Source organism: Janthinobacterium sp. TB1-E2, assembly GCF_036885605.1.
GTDB classification, from domain to species: Bacteria; Pseudomonadota; Gammaproteobacteria; order Burkholderiales; family Burkholderiaceae_D; genus Janthinobacterium; species Janthinobacterium aestuarii.
Map to the genome: position 1 here is coordinate 5,698,916 of NZ_CP142523.1, position 13,071 is coordinate 5,711,986.

General features: G+C 63.7%; 13 protein-coding genes. 2 read left to right on the forward strand and 11 right to left on the reverse strand.

Annotated features, from left to right (window positions below):
- Positions 1-13: 13 nt before the first annotated feature.
- The 5 genes from OPV09_RS25680 to OPV09_RS25700 all read right to left on the reverse strand — a co-directional run bounded on the left by OPV09_RS25680 (position 14) and on the right by OPV09_RS25700 (position 3,954).
- Positions 14-2,251: a methyl-accepting chemotaxis protein gene (locus OPV09_RS25680; RefSeq protein ID WP_070301209.1), complete on the reverse strand. Its 2,238-nt coding sequence runs from the start codon at positions 2,249-2,251 to the stop codon at positions 14-16.
- Positions 2,251-2,868 (reverse strand): chemotaxis protein CheW, encoded by a 618-nt coding sequence (locus OPV09_RS25685; RefSeq protein ID WP_338679722.1) that lies wholly within the window; start codon positions 2,866-2,868, stop codon positions 2,251-2,253. Before OPV09_RS25685 ends, OPV09_RS25680 begins: the two co-directional genes overlap by 1 nt.
- Positions 2,869-2,894: 26 nt before the next feature.
- Positions 2,895-3,260, reverse strand: coding sequence for a response regulator transcription factor (locus tag OPV09_RS25690; protein ID WP_034746677.1), 366 nt, complete (start codon positions 3,258-3,260; stop codon positions 2,895-2,897).
- Positions 3,261-3,294: 34 nt separating this feature from the next.
- A complete protein-coding gene (locus OPV09_RS25695; protein ID WP_070301208.1) occupies positions 3,295-3,717 on the reverse strand; it encodes a response regulator in 423 nt (140 codons plus the stop codon).
- 84 nt (positions 3,718-3,801) lie between these two features.
- Positions 3,802-3,954, reverse strand: coding sequence for a rubredoxin (locus OPV09_RS25700; protein WP_010401308.1), 153 nt, complete (start codon positions 3,952-3,954; stop codon positions 3,802-3,804).
- A gap of 96 nt (positions 3,955-4,050) precedes the next feature.
- On the opposite strand from OPV09_RS25700, the gene thiD reads away from it, so the two are divergent.
- Complete coding sequence (thiD, locus tag OPV09_RS25705; RefSeq protein ID WP_034746671.1) at positions 4,051-4,908, forward strand: bifunctional hydroxymethylpyrimidine kinase/phosphomethylpyrimidine kinase; 858 nt, start codon at positions 4,051-4,053, stop codon at positions 4,906-4,908.
- 45 nt (positions 4,909-4,953) lie between these two features.
- A complete protein-coding gene (hemL, locus tag OPV09_RS25710) occupies positions 4,954-6,243 on the forward strand; it encodes a glutamate-1-semialdehyde 2,1-aminomutase (protein WP_338679724.1) in 1,290 nt (429 codons plus the stop codon).
- Positions 6,244-6,249: 6 nt separating this feature from the next.
- On the opposite strand, the gene OPV09_RS25715 is transcribed toward hemL, so the two are convergent.
- The 6 genes from OPV09_RS25715 to OPV09_RS25740 all read right to left on the reverse strand — a co-directional run bounded on the left by OPV09_RS25715 (position 6,250) and on the right by OPV09_RS25740 (position 13,071).
- On the reverse strand, positions 6,250-6,966 hold the full coding sequence (locus OPV09_RS25715; protein WP_070301206.1) for an HAD family hydrolase: 717 nt from the start codon (positions 6,964-6,966) through the stop codon (positions 6,250-6,252).
- Between the two features lie 273 nt (positions 6,967-7,239).
- On the reverse strand, positions 7,240-8,205 hold the full coding sequence (gene corA, locus OPV09_RS25720; RefSeq protein ID WP_034746658.1) for a magnesium/cobalt transporter CorA: 966 nt from the start codon (positions 8,203-8,205) through the stop codon (positions 7,240-7,242).
- Positions 8,206-8,427: 222 nt separating this feature from the next.
- A complete protein-coding gene (mtgA, locus tag OPV09_RS25725) occupies positions 8,428-9,153 on the reverse strand; it encodes a monofunctional biosynthetic peptidoglycan transglycosylase (protein ID WP_128141928.1) in 726 nt (241 codons plus the stop codon).
- Positions 9,150-9,977, reverse strand: a complete 828-nt coding sequence (aroE, locus tag OPV09_RS25730; protein ID WP_338679728.1) for a shikimate dehydrogenase — start codon at positions 9,975-9,977, stop codon at positions 9,150-9,152. Before aroE ends, mtgA begins: the two co-directional genes overlap by 4 nt.
- Before the next feature lie 11 nt (positions 9,978-9,988).
- A complete protein-coding gene (locus tag OPV09_RS25735) occupies positions 9,989-10,846 on the reverse strand; it encodes an energy transducer TonB family protein (protein WP_034746649.1) in 858 nt (285 codons plus the stop codon).
- Between the two features lie 137 nt (positions 10,847-10,983).
- The gene (locus tag OPV09_RS25740) at positions 10,984-13,071 is read right to left on the reverse strand and encodes a ribonuclease catalytic domain-containing protein (RefSeq protein WP_072455059.1); all 2,088 of its coding nucleotides are present in this window, start codon (positions 13,069-13,071) and stop codon (positions 10,984-10,986) included.

A 13,071-nucleotide genomic window follows, 5' to 3' on the forward strand; every position in this document is an offset into this window, starting at 1 on the left:
ACTGGCGCGGCGTTCAGGCGGCGACGCGGAAGCGCGACACCGAGTTTTTCAGTTCCTGCGCCAGCATCGACAACTTGTGGATCGACTGCGCCGTTTGCTGCGTGCCGTCCTGGGTCTGCTCCGTCACGCTCAGGATATGCTGGATATTCAAGGCCACGCCGCTGGCCGAACCGGCCTGCGTGCCCGTGGCGAACGAAATGCCCTGGATCAGTTCCGCCAGGTGTTTCGACACCTGGCTGATGTCGTTCAAGGCCGCGCCGGCCGCGTCGGACAGGCGCGCGCCCTCGACCACGCCCTGCGTGGACGTTTCCATGGCCCGCGTCGCATCCTGGGTATCGGCCTGGATGGTGCGCACCAGCGCGCCGATCTGCTTGGCGGCGGCTGCCGAGCGTTCTGCCAGGCGCTGCACTTCCTCGGCCACGACGGAAAAGCCGCGCCCCGCCTCGCCCGCCGATGCGGCCTGGATGGCGGCGTTCAGCGCCAGCACGTTGGTCTGCTCGGTGATGTCGGAAATGAGTTCGGTGATTTCGCCGATCTCCTGCGACGATTCGCCCAGGCGTTTGATGCGCTTGGACGTATCCTGTATCTGCTCGCGGATTTCATGCATGCCCTTGATGGCGTTTTCCACGGCCGTCGAACCCTGCTGCGCCGCCGCCACCGACTGGCGCGCCACGTCGGCCGAGACGCTGGCCGACTTCGACACGTCGGTAATCGCATTGGCCATCTTGACGACGGTGGCGCTGACGCCCTGGATTTCGCGCGACTGCTGCTGCGACGCGATCAGCAGCTTGCTCGAGATGCTTTGCGCCTGCGTCGAGGCGCGGTTGACCTGTTCCGCTGTCGCCGTCACCCGCCCCACCAGGCCGCGCAATTCCTCGACCGTGTAGTTGACGGAATCGGCGATGGCGCCCGTGATGTCTTCCGACACGGTGGCCTGCACCGTCAGGTCGCCGTCGGCGACCTTCTGCAATTCGTTCATCAGGCGCAGGATGGCCGCCTGGTTCTGCTCATTCCTGGCCTTCGCCACTTCCTCTTTTTCCTGCGACTGCAGGCGCCGGATTTCCGCTTCCTGGCGCCGCCGCTCGGCGTCGCGCGTGCGGTTGACGGAGTCCTGCAGCAGCACCCTGCCGATGCCGGCCGCCGCGATCAGGGTCAGCAACACGCCGCCAACCATCATCCAGAAGGCGATGCCCAGGGTTTCCTGGTTCGCGTGGTACATCTGCTGCAGCAGGGTCAAACGCTGGCGCAGGTCTTCGTTCTCGTTGAAGATCAGCTGTTCGGCGCTTTTCGCCGAACTGAATTTATCCAGGCGGTCGAGTATCGAGGAGACCAGCTTCTGGTACGTGTCGAAACTGGCTTTCAGCGCCACCATCCGGTCGCGCAGTTCGGCGTCGCGCGTGGGCGCCAGCTGCAGCGACACGCTGCCATTGAGCAGGCCTTCGACGGCGGTGCGGAAATACGTCGTGTCGCGCCCCAGCGAAAACGCCGTTTCCGAGCTGATGCTGCCCGACGAGAGGAACTCGCTGGCGCTGCGGCTCATGCGCTGGCTCAGCATCATCAGGCGGCCGATGACGGCCAGGTCGCGCGCATTGCCGCCGCGCTGCACCTTCAGGGCCGCGATTTCCTCGGTCTGCGCCAGCAGCGCCGGCGACAGCGCGTTCAATTGCTGCAAGGTCTTGTCGAATTCGCCCAGCTCCGGCTTCAGGCGCAAGATGGTGCTGGCCGCGCGGTCGCTGCTGGCCCATTTTTTACGTGCGTCGGCCACCGCCGCCAGCAGGGCGGCACGCGACTCGCCGATATCGCGGCCGTGATACGTTCCGCCGCGCAGCATCAGGCGGAAATCCTGGTTCAGTTCATTGCGGCTTTCCTCGAGCTGGCGGAACGCTTCCGGATTGCCCTGCACGGCGTTCGGCGCGGCCTTGCCGATGCGCTGCGAATGCATCAGCGCATCGCTGGCCAGCTGCGTCTGCGCCGAGGCGATATTGCCGCTGCGTGTATTGAGACCGACGAACAGCAGGCTGGCGGCCAGGCTCAGGGCCATCACCGTCGACAGGATGCTCAATTGTTTTTGCAGCGGGAAATGGCCGATCAGCGGCAGCCGCAAGTCGCTGACCGGCGCGCTGGCCAGCGACTTGCGCCGTCCCAGCGCATCGCGCAGGCGCAGCGGCAGGTCGGCCGCCGACGCCGGCTCGCCGGGCGCGTGCTCCGCTTCGGGCATGCCAGCGGCCAGGATGGGAGAATTGGCGCCCATCAGCCAATATCCTTGTGGACGGCAAGGCCGCCAAAGCCGGCATCGAGGAAGCGTTCCGATTGCGCCAGCTGCGCCAGGTCCAGGCGCAGCCACTGCTGCCCCTCGCTGTCGCGCAGCGCCTGCGCGGCCCACGATGGGAGCACACCGTGCGCCGCATCCTGAACGGGCACCGATTGCATCGCGCGCAGCTGGCGCAAGCCCAGTACGCGCTCGACCAGCAGTGCGCAATTGAGGCCCAGACGCGGAGAAAACGTGATGATGCGGCAGTGATTGCCGGGCGTGCAAGCCGGTTCGCCCATGTAGCGGGCCAGGTCGACGACCCCCGTCAGGCGTCCGCGCATGGCCGCCAGGCCCAGGTACCAGTCCTGCGCCAGCGGCACGCCCTGGATCTGCACGCCGGCGGCAATGACGATTTCACCGAGCTGCGTCAGGTCGAGCAGGCACGGGCGGCCACCGAGCATCACGCCCAGTTCCTTGCGCGCCGCCAGCGCGCCGCTGCGCGCGGCCTGTATCCGCTCGATCAATTGCAGCTGATACTGGCGCAAGCGCCCCTGCCGCGCGCCCGTCTCGAAAGATGGCATGGCGGCAGCGGCGGGCGGAAAGGCCGCTGTAGGCACGCCGTGACCTGGCATCGTGTGCATGCTCAGGAAAGCGCGGCGATCTTGGCCAGCAGCTCGGCTTCCACCACCGGCTTGACCAGGTAATCGCGCGCGCCCTGGCGCAAGCCCCAGATGCGGTCCGTTTCCTGGCTCTTGCTCGAGCAGATAATCACCGGCACGTCCTGCAGTTCCGGATCGCGGGCAATGGCGCGCGTGATCTGGAAGCCATTCGCACCGGGCATCACCACGTCCATCAGGATCAGGTCGGGCCTGGCCTGCTTCAGCTGCGCCAGCGCGTCGGCGCCGTCCTGCGCCGTGAGGACGGCATAACCGGCACGCACCAGCATCTCGCTCAGGTAGTAGCGTTCTGTCGGCGAGTCATCGACGATCAGAATTGTGTGTATGGCCATCTGCTTCCTTGCTGCGTTGTCAATCAATAAATCACTACTCAAAATGCCCGGCCAGGTGCAGCCGCACGGCCTCCAGCAGCGCCTCGCGCGCCAGCGGCTTGACCAGGCAGGCGCTGGCGCCTGCCATGGCGCCGCGCGCGCGGTCGAACAAACCTTCCTTCGACGACAGCATCAGCACCGGCGTGGCGTGATACGCGGCGCTGGCCTTGATCAGCGCGCAGGTGCGGTAGCCGTCCAGGCGCGGCATCACGATGTCGCACACGATCAGCGCCGGCTGGCAGTCGGCGATCTTGGCCAGGGCCTCGAAGCCGTTTTCCGCCACCACCACGCGATAGCCGGCCTCGCCGAGTATCTTCGCGGCCGCGCTGCGTATCGTCGCGCTGTCGTCGATGACGAGTATCGTGACGCTCACGCACACGGCATCGGACGGCGTCTCGGGCAAAAAAGGACGCGTCATGTGATTATTCGACAATTTTTCATACCATAGCACAGGCAGCCGCGATACCTGTGTGCGGCAGCGGCATCCCGTGGGCCTGATTGATTACAGCGCGACCATCTCGAAATCGTCCTTGCGCGCGCCGCATTCAGGGCAGGTCCAGTTCATCGGAACATCGGCCCAACGCGTGCCGGGAGCGATGTCTTCGTCAGGCAAGCCGGCCGCTTCATCATAAACCCAGCCGCAAATAAGACACATCCACGTTTGGAATTGCTGCGTTGTTTCGTTGCTACTCACGTTCTGCCACCCTTCAATCAAGTAAAATGCTGAATTAGGTATCTTAATCTACCCGCCGTGCAAAACCAAACTTCTCCCCTCATATTAAGCTTCGGCGTGTCCGATCCGGTCGGCGCGATCGGTATCCAGGCCGACCTGGCCACCTTTTCAGCCTTCGGCTGCCACGGCCTGTCCGTCACCACGGGCCTGTTGATCAGCGATACGGCCCGCGTGGAAGACGTGCAGGCGGTCGACCCGGACTGGGTTTCAGACCAGGCGCGCGTGCTGCTGGAAGACATGTCCGTGGCCGCCATCAAGATCGGCGCGCTGGGCAGCGTGGAAAACGTCACGGCCATCGCCGAAATCGTCTCCGACTATCCGGACGTGCCACTGATCCTCGACCCCTTCATTTCGGCGCTGCCGGAACAGGGCATGGACGACGAAGACATCCTGACGGCCGTGCGCCAGCTCCTGATTCCGCAAACGACACTGCTGGTGCTCTCGCCGGTGGAACTGGAACGCCTGGCCGAGACCTGGCGCGACGCCGACCCGGACGACACCCTGCAAAACGACGTCGACTACCTGGTAGCCCTGGGCTGCGAATACGTGCTCGTCACCGGCATGCCGGCCGACGCCAGCAAGTCCGGCACGGCCGAAGGCAAGCTGCGCGCCAATACCCTGTTCGGCGAAGACGGCGTGGTGCGCCACGACGAATGGCAGCACCTGCCCGGCATCTTCAACGGCGCCGGCAGCACCTTGTCGGCGGCGGCCACCGCCCTGCTGGCCCTGGCGGAAAACGAAGACGATGTGCCGCAGGTGGTCGTGGCGGCGCAGGAATTCACGGCCGGTGCGCTGGCCCACGCGCAGCGCCACGGCATGGGCAAGCTGGTGCCGAACCGGCTGTTCCGGCAGCAGCGCCAGCGCGGCGCACAATAAGACCAGACGACACAGACAACGATCCACTTTCAAGGCACGATTATCATGACGACGACTTCACAGAACGACATCCTGTTTGCCCGCGCACAAAAAACCACGCCAGGCGGCGTCAATTCGCCTGTGCGCGCCTTCCGCTCCGTGGGCGGCACGCCGCGCTTCATCACGCGCGCCGAAGGCCCGTACTTCTGGGACGCGGACGGCAAGCGCTATATCGACTACATCGGCTCCTGGGGTCCGGCCATCGTTGGCCACGCCCATCCGGAAGTGGTGAAAGCGGTGCAGGATGCGGCCGCGCTGGGCCTGTCGTTCGGCGCGCCGACGGAAGGCGAAGTGCTGATGGCCGAGGAAATCACGCGTTTGGTACCGTCGATCGAGCAGGTGCGCCTGGTCTCGTCGGGCACGGAAGCGACCATGAGCGCCCTGCGCCTGGCGCGCGGCGCCACGGGACGCGACAAGATCGTCAAGTTCGAAGGCTGCTACCACGGCCACGCCGATTCGCTGCTGGTGAAAGCGGGCAGTGGCCTGCTCACCTTCGGCAACCCGACGTCGGCCGGCGTGCCGGAAGACTTCGTCAAGCATACCCTGGTGCTCGACTATAACAACGTCGAGCAGCTGAACGACGCCTTCGACAGCTTCGGCGCGGACATCGCCTGCGTCATCGTCGAACCGGTAGCCGGCAATATGAACCTGGTGAAAGCGACGCCGGAATTCCTGCAGGCGATGCGCGAACTGTGCACGCAGCACGGCGCCCTGCTCATTTTCGATGAAGTCATGTGCGGCTTGCGCGTGGCACTGGGCGGCGCGCAGGCGCTATACGGCATCAAGCCGGACCTGACGGCGCTGGGCAAGGTGATCGGCGGCGGCATGCCGGTGGCGGCCTTCGGCGGCAGTGCGGCGCTGATGCACAACATGGCGCCGCTGGGCGCCGTCTACCAGGCCGGTACCTTGTCGGGCAACCCGGTCGCCGTGGCGGCCGGCATGGCCACCTTGAAACTGATCCAGCAGCCGGGCTTCTACGAGCAGCTTGGCGCCACGGCCAAGCGCCTGGCCGAAGGCCTGACCGCCGCCGCCAAAGAAGCGGGCGTGGTCTTCTGCGCCGACTACATCGGCGGCATGTTCGGCATTTATTTCAGCGAAACGCCACCGACCAGCTACGCGGAAATGATGGCCGGCGACCGCAGCAAGTTCAACGCCTTCTTCCACGCCATGCTCGACGAAGGCGTGTACTTCGCGCCCGCCGCCTTCGAAGCGGGTTTCGTCTCGGCGCAGCACGACGATGCCGTCATCGACGCCACCATCGCCGCCGCGCGCAAGGTGTTTGCTAAGTTAGCCTAAACGCAGTCAGACAGTCGCGGTGTCCATCACCGCGGCCACCAGCGCCGGCAAACTGGCCATGTCGCTGAACACGACATGCGCGCCGGCCGCCTTCAGACGCGCTTCCTGGCCGGGCGCGATATGCCCGCCGCCGATGAATCCCAATACCGTCATGCCCGCCGCCACGGCGGCCGTCACGCCCGTGACGCTGTCTTCCAGCACCAGGCACTGGCTTGGCGGCACGCCAAAGGCGGCCGCCGCCGCCAGGTAGACGCCCGGATGCGGCTTGGCGTGGCCGACCAGGTCCGGTGTGAACACGCGCTTGTCGAACAGCGGCGCCATGCCAGTGCGCTCGAGCGCCGACAGCACGCGCGCGCTGACGCTGTTCGAAGCGACGGCCTTGGGCAGCGGAATGGCGGCCAGCGCCTGCGCCACGCCGGGCACGGCGCGCAATTGCGCATCGCAAGCCGCATCGACGGCATTGCCGATGGCCATGATCTCGTCGGCCGGCAATTGCGGCAAACCCAGTTCCTTGTAGATATCCTGCATCAGCGGCACCAGGCGCTGGCCCAGGCGCGGCTCGATCAAGCCTTGCAGGGTGACGCCCTCGGGCAGGTTCGGCAGGCGCGGCCCCAGCAACTCCAGCAGCGCTTGCAGGGCCACGGCTTCGCTGTCGATCAGCACGCCATCGCAGTCGCTGATCAGATGGGTAAAGCGCGGTGGGGTGGTGGCGGTATCAGGCATGGACTCTCCAGAAGACAACGGTGACAGGAAATGCGGCGGCCAGCCGGCCAAGGCCGGCATCGTAACGATCATAGGTGGAACAGGCGGACGCTACCACGCAGAAAATGTCTGAATGACGATACTTTTCTGCACAGCAGGCGGCAGGCATCAATCGGCAAATACGCAATACCAATTTAATACCACGCAATACCAATGATTATCGCCGATTTTTGAAATTGCTGCGCTCGTGCTGAAACCGGGGCGCGGAGCACGCCGGCGATGCTGCGATACGGCTTATTTCAGCCAGCCGCGGTGGCGGAAGTACAGGAACGGTGCGATGGCGCTGGTGATCATGAGGCCCCAGGCCCATGGATAGCCGAACGACCATTCCAGTTCCGGCATCAGCTTGAAGTTCATGCCGTACACGCTGGCGATCAGGGTTGGCGGCAGGAAGGCCACGCTGGCCACCGAGAAGATCTTGATGATCTTGTTCTGGTTGATGTTGATGAAACCGACGGTGGCATCCATCAGGAAGTTGATCTTGTCGAACAGGAAAGACGTATGGCCATCGAGCGATTCGATGTCGCGCAAGATCTGCCGCGCTTCCTCGAACTGCTCGGAATTCAATAAGCGGCCGCGCATCAGAAAACTCACGGCGCGGCGCGTATCCATCATGTTGCGGCGGATACGGCCGTTCAAATCTTCCTCGTGGGCAATCGCATTCAGCGCTTCGGCCGCGTGCGCATCGGTAAATTCCTTTTGCAGCACGCGCGTGCTGACTTCTTCCAGGTTCTGGTAGATGCCTTCGAGCACGTCGGCCGAATACTCGGCATCGGTGGCGTACAGGTCGAGCAGCACGTCCATGTAGTCGGCAATCGAGCCTGGCCGCGAACGGGCGCGCATGCGCACCAGGCGGAACACGGGCAAGTCGTCCGTATGCATGGAAAACAAAATCTTGCGGGCAAGAATGAAAGCCACGGTGATGACGCGCGAGGGGCCGTCGTCCTCTTCGCGCAGGAAGTCCGTGCGCAGGTGCAAGTCGCCGTTTTCCGCTTCGTAATAGCGGGCCGACGCTTCGATATCCTTGACTTCGTCTTCGCCCGGCAGGGTGACGTTGTAGATGGCCTTGACCCAGGCCCGTTCATCATCGGTGGGGTCGGTCAGGTCGACCCACACCGGTTCGGCATTTTCGAGGTCTGCGCGGCTGTCGATCGGCACCTGGTTGAGCCGGCCATTCTGTAATACAAAGACATTGATCATGCGCGCTCTCAGCCGGATGTGGGGTTATCGTGATGTGCTGGCGCTGGCGCCAAAAATGAAAACAGCGCAAGTGTACCCGCAAAGGCCTTTTCACGACCACCCCCGGCACCGCTTTTTCACGGAAAAAGTGCGGCGTTGCACCAAGCGGGGCCGATTAAGATGCTGCGCCGCAATAGTGCCAATCAGGCAGCTTTAACTTTATGAAAAGAAAGCCCGCTGCCATCAAGGCAATTCCGCCGCTCCCATGCGGCGCAGGATCACACCCGTGCGCCGGTTCAGGTAACCCGTATCGCGGTGACGGTCGTAAAAGCGGGGATTCGGCAGCATCACGGCCAGTTTTGCCGCCTGTCCCGCGCTCAGGCCCGCCGCGCTGACCCGGTAATAGTGGCGCGCGGCCGCTTCGGCGCCAAAGGTGCCCGTGCCAAACTCCACCACGTTCAGATAAATCTCGAAAATGCGCTCCTTTTCCATCAGGTTTTCCAGCATATACGTGATGATCAGTTCCTGGCCCTTGCGCACATAGCTGCGCGAACCGGACAGGAACAGATTCTTCGCCAGCTGCTGCGTGATGGTGGAGCCGCCCGCCACGACCTTCTGCTTCTTGCTATTCTTTTCATATGCCTTTTGCAAGGCTTCCCAATCCACGCCTTCGTGCTCGGAGAAATTCGCGTCTTCCGAAGCGATGATGGCCCGTTTCAGGTTGTTCGAGATGCGGTTGTACGGCACCCACGTGTGCTTGATCGTGGCCTTGGGATTTTTGTCCTGCAAGACAGACAACTGTTCGCGCATGAAGGCCGTGCTGGACGGATTATGGTCGACCCACCACCAGATTTGCAGGAAGAAATACAGTTGCACGACGATAAAGGCCAGCACGGGGACGATGAACAGCCACTTGATCCAGCCGTAGCGGCCACCGCTTTTGCGGGCGCCCTTCTTGCCGGCGCTCACAGGGCACTGCGCAGTTGCGCCAGCAAGTCCTGCGTCTGCGGCCGCACGCCACGCCACACGTAAAACGCTTCAGCCGCCTGCTCCACGAGCATGCCCAGGCCGTCGCGCACCTGCGCGCCATGCTGTACGGCAAAGTCCATGAAGACGGTGGGCTGGGCGCCGTACATCATGTCCAGCGCCAGGGTATGGCTACCGAAGATACCGGGCGGCACGGGCGGCAAGTCGCCCGCTAGGCTGGCCGAGGTGGCGTTGATGACGATATCGAAGACGCCATCGGGCTGCGCGAAACCGCCGGCGCGCAGCTGGCCGGAGTGGGCAAGCGCATCGGCAAACTGCGCCACCAGCGCCTCGGCCGTGGCCACGGTGCGGTTGGCAATGAAGATTTCCTGCGGTCCCTGTTCCAGCAAGGGCAGCACGACGCCGCGCGCGGCACCGCCCGCGCCCAGCAGCAGGACGCGCTTGCCGGCGACCTTCACGCCCGCGTTGCGCACGATGTCGGCCACCAGGCCCGCGCCATCGGTATTGTCGCCAAGAATGGTGTCGCCATCGAAACGCAGGGTATTGACGGCGCCGGCCGCTTGCGCGCGCGGCGTCAGCTCGGTGGCCAGCGCGCACGCGTCCAGCTTGAAGGGCACCGTCACGTTCGCGCCCTTGCCGCCCTCGGCGGCAAACGTGCGGGCCGCCAGCGCAAAGCCGTCGAGCGGCGCCAGCCGGCGGTCATAGACGATGGGCTCGCCCGTCTGCAGGGCAAACGCGGCGTGGATCAGGGGGGACTTGCTGTGGGCGATGGGATTGCCGAAGACACAATATTGATCAGGATTCATTGCTTGCTTGTTCAATTGCTGCCGCCAGTCAGGTTAGCTTCCATTTTTTCTTCACGCGTAAATTTGAAGCGGGTAATCACCACCCACAGGTCATCCTTGTCACTCGACAACATGTTCGGTGGGAAACGGCCAAACGGCGCCGCGCGGCGCACGATGGCCAGGGCCGCCGCATCGAGGGCCGGATTGCCCGAACTTTTTTCCACGCGGGCGCCGCCTTCCTTCTGGTAAATCGTGCCGTCCTGGAAGATGGGGATGTAGACGACCAGTTCGCCATACATCTTGCGGCCATTCTTTTGCGGGAAATTCAGGGTGCCGATTTCCTCGATACGCTTTTGCAAGGTCTTGTAATACATGGCATAGCCGACCTCTTGCGTACTGGGTGTAATGAAGGTCTTGCGCGGGCGCTTGTTCTGGTCTTCCACGGTCTGGCTGATCTCGGCCGCCATACGGGCGATGGCCTTGCTGCTTTCCATCAAGTCCGAGCCGGTGGCCAGGGGATTGGGCTTGTCCTTTTCCGTGACGGGCGCGGCGCTGTAAGGCGTCGGCCTGGCCGCCTGCGTCAGCAGTTCCTGCTGTTTTTGTTCCAGTTCGGCGATGCGCCGGGCGCTGGCCTTGACGCTGTCGCCCTCTTCCACCTTGCGCATGTCGGGCAAGGGCGACTTGGCGCGGCCCTTGTCGGCTTGTCCGCCACCGTCGAGGTTGGCTTGCGCCAGGGCGTCGGCCTTCAGCGGCTTGTTCGCATGCTTGGCGTTGACCAGGATCACTTCCAGGCCGGGATCGGTGGCCACGGCCCGCTGCGGCGCCGGGGCGACAAAATGCATCGCCAGCAAGGCGCCGTGCGCCAGCAGCGATACCGCCACGGCTATCATCAGGAAACGATTCTCTCGGAAAGACTTCACGCGCAACCCAGTTCGCAACAAGCACACCATACAAGATGGCTGAATTCTACGTCAAAGGCGGTGCCGGCAACAGTTTTCAGCACCGCCTTTGCAGCCTGATTGGCGCCTTATTTGAGCTCGGGCTCGCTGACCACGTCTTCGCTGGCCAGTTCCGCCACTTCCGCATCGGCGTCGCTGACTTGGTTCGCCGCTTCCGGCGATGGCTCGGCCGCCACGTCGCCTTCGTCCGCAGCATCGTCGCCCGCCTCTTCTTCGTAGTCGAGCTCGGCGTCGGCCGCCGCATCGGGCACGGCGGCGATTTCCAGCAGGCGCGCTTCGATGCTCAGGTCGACTTCATCCCAGCGCAGCAAGTCCAGTTTCACCTGGGCGCCGCGTGCCACCGACGGCATGCCCGGCAGCTTGATGACCAGCGGAATGTCGACCAGGCGCAGGATTTCATCTTTCAGCACGACGGCGTCGACCTGGCGCGCATTTTCCTGGTGCAACCAGCGCAAGCACCAGTAGCGTTCCATGTTCGACTGGAAATCGCCATACGCGGCATACGCGGCGTCAAACGCCGAAACGATGGCGAACAGATTCGCATCGCGCGGCTTGAACGGGGCCACCAGCGGCGCCGTCACGCCATGCTCGGCGCAGGCGATGATTTGCCACTGGTTCACCAGATCGGTATAGCGGCGCAGGGGCGAGGTGCTCCATGCATATTGATCGACGCCCAGGCCCTGGTGCGGCGCCGCATGGGTAACCATGCGCACCTGCATCTTTGCCGCCCAGCTATTGCCGCTGCCGCCGCCCTGGCTGCGGTAAATGCCGGGCACGCCATGGTCGTGCAGCATCTTGCCCCAGGTACTGTTGGCAAAAATCATCAGCTCGGCGACGATCTTGTCGAGCGGCGCGCCACGCTTGCGGCGCGCCACGGTGACGATGTCATTTTCCACATAGAAGTTGAAATCGACGCGGTTATTCTGTTCCGGCTTCAGGCCAAACGCTTCGCGCTTCTTCATGCGGCCCTGTTCCAGCTGCTGCGCCCATTGCCACAGCACGGCAAAATCGGCCTTGTGCGGGTACTCGCCTTCGCCGCTGGCCAGGGTTTCCTCGTTGACCAGATCATCGAGCTGGTTATGGCGCAAGTTGCTGGCAATCGGCACCAGTTCGGCGCGCGTCTGCGTGCTGACCACGGCCCAGTCCGCTTTCGGGTCCAGGGTCGCGTACAGCGACAGGGCCGGGCACGTCGTGCCTTCCGCCAGCGTAAACGCGTTGACGATTTCGTCCGGCAGCATGGTGATCTTGTCGCCCGGCATGTAGACGGTCGACATGCGCTGGCGCGCCATCTTGTCGATCACGTCTTCCGGACGGATGCCCAGGCCCGGCGCGGCGATGTGGATACCCACTTTCACGGTGCCATCGGGCAGCGGCTGCACGGAGAAGGCATCGTCGATCTCGGTCGTGGTCACGTCGTCGATCGAGAAGGCGGCCACGTCGGCCAGCGGCAGCTTGGCCGTCACGGACGGCACGGGCACGCTCGGGAAACCTGCGCCTTTCGGGAAATTTTCAAATAGGAACTTCGACAGGTGCAAGTCTTTCGGCGAAGCAATACCACCGACAGCCAGCATCAGCCGCGGCGGCGTCGTGTGCAATTCCGTACACGCCGCTTCCAGCGCCTTGTATTCAATCGTGTTCTTGTCCGGCTTGAACAGCAGTTGCAGCACCATGGGCTGCATCGAGGCGGGCAAGCGGTTCTGCTTCAGCTCTTCCACATAGCCTGCCTGCACCAGCGCCTGCTGTTTTTTCTTTTCGATACCGGCCAGGGCTGCCTTCAAGGACGCTTCCGGCGCCGCCTTGTAGCGGCCACGGCCCTTCTTGTAGAAATACACGGGCGCCGAATGCAGGGCCAGGATCAGGCCGGCCGCTTCCGGCGGCAACGGTGCGTGGCCGAAATACTCGGCGCCCAGCTCGGCAAAGCCGAACTCGTCTTCGCCCGCCACTTCCCACAGGAAATCAAGATCGATCTCGGCGGCAACCGCCTTGGCCTGTTCCAGCAGCTCGGCCGGGGCCGGCTTTTCATACTGCAGCAGCACGTCCTTGACCTTGACCTTGGTGCGCTTGCCGCTGGCCATTTCGACCTGGTACGCTTCACCCGCTTGCGACAGGACCGTGCCGACCTTGAAATCGCCGGATTCTTCAAAAAATAGATTCAT

Excerpts from the sequence above, each read along its gene's own strand:
- OPV09_RS25700 (WP_010401308.1), bottom strand. The coding sequence starts at position 3,954 with ATGTGTCTTATTTGCGGCTGGGTTTATGATGAAGCGGCCGGCTTGCCT.
- OPV09_RS25680 (WP_070301209.1), bottom strand. The coding sequence starts at position 2,251 with ATGGGCGCCAATTCTCCCATCCTGGCCGCTGGCATGCCCGAAGCGGAG.
- OPV09_RS25735 (WP_034746649.1), bottom strand. The coding sequence starts at position 10,846 with ATGATAGCCGTGGCGGTATCGCTGCTGGCGCACGGCGCCTTGCTGGCG.
- OPV09_RS25690 (WP_034746677.1), bottom strand. The coding sequence starts at position 3,260 with ATGGCCATACACACAATTCTGATCGTCGATGACTCGCCGACAGAACGC.
- corA (WP_034746658.1), bottom strand. The coding sequence starts at position 8,205 with ATGATCAATGTCTTTGTATTACAGAATGGCCGGCTCAACCAGGTGCCG.
- OPV09_RS25715 (WP_070301206.1), bottom strand. The coding sequence starts at position 6,966 with ATGCCTGATACCGCCACCACCCCACCGCGCTTTACCCATCTGATCAGC.
- OPV09_RS25695 (WP_070301208.1), bottom strand. The coding sequence starts at position 3,717 with ATGACGCGTCCTTTTTTGCCCGAGACGCCGTCCGATGCCGTGTGCGTG.
- OPV09_RS25740 (WP_072455059.1), bottom strand. The coding sequence starts at position 13,071 with ATGAATCTATTTTTTGAAGAATCCGGCGATTTCAAGGTCGGCACGGTC.
- aroE (WP_338679728.1), bottom strand. The coding sequence starts at position 9,977 with ATGAATCCTGATCAATATTGTGTCTTCGGCAATCCCATCGCCCACAGC.
- hemL (WP_338679724.1), top strand. The coding sequence starts at position 4,954 with ATGACGACGACTTCACAGAACGACATCCTGTTTGCCCGCGCACAAAAA.